Source organism: Clostridium sp. UBA6640 (assembly GCF_002455975.1).
Lineage (GTDB): Bacteria > Bacillota > Clostridia > Clostridiales > Clostridiaceae > Clostridium_J.
This window is the reverse complement of the sequence record NZ_DKLM01000014.1, coordinates 25,951-31,785: the sequence shown is the minus strand read 5'-3', so window position 1 is coordinate 31,785 and position 5,835 is coordinate 25,951. Positions and strand designations below refer to the sequence as shown.

Sequence of the window (5,835 nt, the reverse complement as noted above, 5' to 3'; positions counted from 1 at the left end):
TTTTAGAGTAGTTTATCTATAGATGTGCCACTTCTAAATTTTATCTATCCCTGAAAATAATTAATATTTATTGGTATTGACACTAATACTACTAAATTCACAGTTCACAATTGCGGACATTTCTCAGCGATTGCTGAGAAGTTTAGAATTTATTTTGTAGCGGCGAACAGCGTTCGTCATAATTACTAGCAATTTTATATTGCTAGTCAAAAATATATTTTAAGAAATTATTTTGTTTAAAAATAATTTCAACCTTAATTGTGAATTTTGCATTGTGAATTGTGAATTGAAATATCAAAGGGTGTAGCTATATTTGGCTGTATATTAAATTTTAGAGCAGTTTATTTATATATAAGTATTTTAATGTTATACAAATAATTAAATTTACAATGTAGATTGGAGATATATTCTTGTTTAGAAAAAATGATAAAAAGAAAAAAAACGTAGTTGAGGTGCTGCCTGCTCCCAAAGCAGACAGACGTATAGTTTCAAATGCACCAGATCCAGAAAATATACGAAAATTAAAAGATCGTAGAGGATTAAAAAATATTAAATTAGAAAATAGAGAGTATGAAGCAGACGATATACAAAAACTGCATATGTTAAGTTTAAGATATATGGCTGATTTTGATGTCACATTAGTTAATCATAATGAAAAAAAGAAAAATAAAATAAAAGCTAAAGCTATTGACATTTCTTCAACGGGAATTTTAGTTGAACTGGAAACTACAGATGTTGAATTTGATGCAGGAGATAAATATAAGATTAAATTTGATCTTCCACCAGGCACTATGTCAGAGGGATTTGAGTCTAAAGTTAATACTGATGGCAAGGTAGTAAGACATTTTACTAAGGAAAACGAGGATATAGAAAAGTTTTGTGTGGCTTTCGAGTTTGAAAAAACTCTCTGTGACTATTTTCAAAAAAAACGATGGGGTTATTCTGTATACACTGCAAGTACTATTCTATTTATAGTAGTATCAATTATCATGCTTATGCGTATTGAAAGTATTATATATTTCAAATACAATATATTCTTATACTTTTATAGCATCACTGCAGCAGCATTCTTACTATCTAGATATTTTTTTGGAGCGTTATATAGGAATGTGCCCATAAACCCTGACTATACTCCAGGGGTATCAATAATTATACCCTGTTTCAATGAAGAGCAATGGATTCAAAGAACTATTTTAAGTTGCATTAATCAGGATTATCCTATAGATAAACTAGAAGTAATTATTGTTGATGATTGCTCCACAGATAGATCTATGGAAAAAATAGAAGAGGTAGTAGAAAAACTTTATAACGAGGCAGAACGTTATAAGCTCAAGGAACGTTTAACAGCATTAAAATTATCTCAAAATGGAGGTAAGCGTGTAGCACTGAGTAAAGGTGTGGAAAAGGCAAAACATGATTTAGTGGTTTTTGTGGATTCTGATAGTTTTTTAGAGCCTGAGGCAATAAAAAATCTTGTTCAACCTTTTCAAGATCCTAAAATGGGTGGTGTTACTGGACGTACAGATGTTGAAAATAAATATACTAACTCAGTTACAAAGATGCAGACCGTTCGTTATTATATTGCCTTTCGTATTATGAAAGCAGCAGAATCATATTTTGATAGTGTAACTTGTCTTTCTGGTCCACTATCCTGTTATCGTAAGGAATTAGTATTTGAGCATAGGGATGCGTGGCTGAATCAAAAATTTCTTGGACAACCTGCTACTTTTGGAGATGACCGTAGTATGACTAATTTCATTATGAAAAACCATCGTACTGGGTATCAGGATAGTGCAATATGTTCTACTATTGTTCCGTCAAATACAAAGGTTTTCTTGAAACAACAGATGCGATGGAAACGGTCATGGTTAAGGGAATCTTTAAGAGCTGGTTCTTTTATATGGAGGAAGGAACCTTTTATGGCATTGTTTTTTTACATAGGTCTAATAGTGCCCATTGCTGCGCCAATAGTAGTGCTGTATAACTTTATTTATGTTCCTATTGTTCATAATGTATTTCCAACTACTTTTATTTTAGGAATTTTACTTATGGCATTACTGATGAGCTTTGCACATTTATTATTCCGAAAGAGCAAGTTATGGATTTTTGGAATAGTATTTTGCCTTTTTTATGAAGTGGTACTTTTATGGCAGATGCCGGTTGCTTGGGTAACCTTTTGGAAGTCTACTTGGGGAACGAGAGAAACGCCTGAAGATATAAAAGCAAAAAATAAAAAAGCAAGGAAAAAGAATAATAAAAAGGATGATAAAGTTAAAACAAGCATTTAATTTCAAAGTAATATGTGAGGGATGAATAAACATGAATAAAAACACTCGCAGTAATGAGTTGGATTATCATAAGAAAAACCGCATTAAAGTGATTAGAACAGTAATACAAGTAATTATTTTATTGTTTTTTTCAGTGTTATTAATTAAAGGGCTATTTGGTATTAAAAAATATGAAGAACCAGATAGGACACAGTGGGAAAATAAAAATGGCTTTATTGCATTATCATATTTTGGGGTAGGGCGATCTGGTACACCTAAATTAGTAGCTAAAAGCCAATTAGATAAACAATTAGAGACTCTTTATAATTTAGGTTATAGAACTATATCTCAGCAAGATATATTAGATTTTTACAATGAAGGAAAGCCATTACCTGAAAAAGCACTTTTCTTAACTTTTGAGGATGGACGAAATGACTCCAGTTTGTTTTCACAACCAATACTTGAAAAGTATAATTACAAAGCAACAATGCTTTCTTATGCAGACAAGTTAGAGGGGAAAGAGTCGAAGTTTCTTCAATCAAAAGATTTATTAAAGTTAATGAAAAATGGGTTTTGGGAACTTGGAACAAATGGCTATAGATTATCCTATATAAATATATTTGATAGATATAATAATTATATAGGAATGAAAAGTGAAGCTGAATTCAAAGATAAGAAAAATGCAACGTACTATGACCATTATCTTATGGATTTTATCCGCGACAAGGATATGATTCCGATAGAAAATCGAACTGAAATGGAAGCACGGATAAATTGGGATTATATGAATATGGAAGAAGTTTATAATCAAAAGCTTGGTTTTATGCCTCAAGTATATATGATTATGCATGCTAACTCTCTTTATAATGGTATGAATAGATTAGTTGAAGATGTAAATTCGGAAAATATACAACAAAAATTTAAAATTCATTTTAACCAAGAGGGAGCTAGTTACAATAACAAAGGTGAAGAGCTATATAAGCTTAAAAGGTTACAGCCTGCTCCTTATTGGTATACAAATCATCTTTTGATGAAGATTAATAAGGATACAGGACAGAATCTAGCTTTTGTAATTGGAGACGAAAACCGCGGAAAACAATGGGAACTTATTAATGGTGCTGCAGAGTTTATAGGAAATAGGATTGTTCTTACATCTCCAGTAGAGGATAGCGGTGTATTATATTTAAAAGATAGTGATGACTATAATAATATTAAGTTAAGTACTAGGATTGAAGGAAATGTAGTAGGTAGACAAAGTATAATTCTTCGTTATGATAGAGAAAAGAACTCTTTTATAAATGTTGCGTTTCAGGATAATCAAATTATTATTGAAGAGAGAGCACCTATGAAAGAGGTTGAAAAATTATTTTCTTATAAATTTGAAGATATAAGATTGGATGGTGAGGAAATATCATCTCAAGATAGAAAGGAATCCTCTACTAAAGTTGAAGCACCAAATGATAGTGTGGTAAAAACAAATGAATATCCCATTAATATTCAAAAAAGCAGAGATGTTGAGATTATTATGAATGGCAATAAATTAGAAATTTGGGTAGATAATATTTTAATAACAAAAGATATAGAAATAGACAGTACCATAGTAAAGGGTGGGGTAGCATTAGAGTCCCAATACAGTGAAATCAACAAAAAAGACACAATATATGATGGGATATTTGATGATTTAAAGGTTCAAAAGATTATAAAGGAAGAAGAAAGTGAAATGCCTATTCTGTTTTATAATGGCTATACTAAATCCCAAAAGATAGCTAAAGATATACGAGGCTTTTTCAATTCATTAGTTGACTGGGCAATAGAAACCTTTTAAAGATAAGGTATCTTTAAGAAATAATAGGACAACATTTTGGGGTTAATATTTCTTGAAGATGTCTAATGTGAATGGAGATAAAGATATGTTTCTTGGGAAGAAAGATTATAAAAAGATATTTTTCATAATTATAATCACCATTATAATTTGTATTTTAACCCTATATCGTGGAATAGGACCTGCTTCAAGTAATAATGAAGATATACCTAAAGAACCCCATGAAAAGATATCAGCGTGGATTGTTGACTGGCAATGGGAAGCTGGAATTAAGGATCTTAAAGAGATTGGGGAAAACTTATCCAGTTTGCAGATCTTTGCAGCATATTTTAATTATCACGATAATTTGCATTTTACAAATGAATTTAATGAGGCTCTACCTGAAATTATGAAAGTTAACAGTGATAATAAGTTAACTAATTTATATATCACAATTGTAAATGATAGATTTAATGAAGAGGGAAAAGCTGTTCAGAAAGATCCGGAATTATTAAAAAGATTAATGGCAACAGAGGAAAGTAGGAATAATCATATAGATGAAATTATTAATATGGTTACGCAAAAGGGATTTAGTGGAGTGGAAATTGATTATGAAAATATAGATGATGATATATGGGAGAATTATATTGATTTTTGCTCTAAGCTGTATCAAAAACTTAGCAGTATTGATAAATCTCTTAGAATTATTTTAGAACCGAAAAGTCCTATAGACAAGTTAACATTACCAGAAGGACCTGATTATGTGATGATGGCTTATAATCTTTATGGATATCACAGTGGTCCCGGACCTAAAGCAGATGAATCCTTTATACGTGATTTAGGTTTAAAGATGGGGAAAATTCCAGGGGATAAAATTATAGCCTTTGCCACAGGAGGATTTGATTGGAGTGATGATGGGAAAGTTACTGCTTTAACGGAAAGTGAGGCAGCTAAGCTATCAGAAAAGGTAGTCGGTAATCTTAGCCGAGATGATTCAAGTGGAAGTGTGCATTTTAATTATTTTGATGATAATAATATTGAGCATACTGTTTGGTATGCAGATGATAGAACATTAGATAAATGGTTTAATATTTCAAAACAGCTGGGATATAACAAAGTTGCATTATGGAGATTAGGAAACATGCAACAGAAAACACTGGATTACCTTAATCTTCAGGAGAATCATTAAAAAAATTTGAATGGGAAGTTAAATTTGAAAAAGGAAGATTTTTAATATAGCTTTTATCATGGTAAAAAATCTTACTTTGACAAAATGAACTCTCAAAAATAAAAAATATTATAAAAATACAAAAAGGATGTAGGATAAGTTTCCCATCCTTTTTTTGATTATATTTTATAAAATTTTAAATTATATTAAACTGAGGCGATTATTTTTTATATGTTAAATAATTTATATTTGCAAGATGACATTATAATACATCAAGCACAAAAAAATGACAGAAAAGATTGACAATAGACAATTGGTATATTAAAATGTACATAATGTGGGTAATACTGTAAGAATGAATAAAAAGAGGAAAAATAATAAAATTTATCAAATTTGATATTATATTGTGAACACTTTCCTCATCTATATTTTGGATGAGGGGGGTCTTTATTATATTTAAGACAGATTGTAAAAATATCATTTATGTTTTATATATTATTATCGATAATATTAATATATAGGGATACAATGTGAAAATTTAATATATACTTTGGAAAATAAATTTTCTATAAAAGCGGTTTAATCCCTTAAAAATTAAG

At 30.0% G+C, this 5,835-nt stretch carries 3 protein-coding genes; all 3 read left to right on the top strand.

The window, feature by feature from the left end; translation table 11 throughout:
• Positions 1-410: 410 nt before the first annotated feature.
• The 3 genes from B2W91_RS01445 (at position 411) to B2W91_RS01435 (ending at position 5,257) form a co-directional block, all read left to right on the top strand.
• Positions 411-2,288, top strand: coding sequence for a glycosyltransferase (locus tag B2W91_RS01445; protein WP_291578479.1), 1,878 nt, complete (start codon positions 411-413; stop codon positions 2,286-2,288).
• 31 nt (positions 2,289-2,319) lie between these two features.
• Positions 2,320-4,092 carry a glycoside hydrolase gene (locus B2W91_RS01440; protein WP_291578478.1) on the top strand — a complete coding sequence of 591 codons (1,773 nt, stop codon included), beginning with the start codon at positions 2,320-2,322 and terminating at the stop codon, positions 4,090-4,092.
• Between the two features lie 85 nt (positions 4,093-4,177).
• Positions 4,178-5,257 carry a glycosyl hydrolase family 18 protein gene (locus B2W91_RS01435; RefSeq protein ID WP_291578477.1) on the top strand — a complete coding sequence of 360 codons (1,080 nt, stop codon included), beginning with the start codon at positions 4,178-4,180 and terminating at the stop codon, positions 5,255-5,257.
• Positions 5,258-5,835 lie beyond the last annotated feature (578 nt).

Excerpts from the sequence above, each read along its gene's own strand:
- B2W91_RS01440 (WP_291578478.1), top strand. The coding sequence starts at position 2,320 with ATGAATAAAAACACTCGCAGTAATGAGTTGGATTATCATAAGAAAAAC.
- B2W91_RS01435 (WP_291578477.1), top strand. The coding sequence starts at position 4,178 with ATGTTTCTTGGGAAGAAAGATTATAAAAAGATATTTTTCATAATTATA.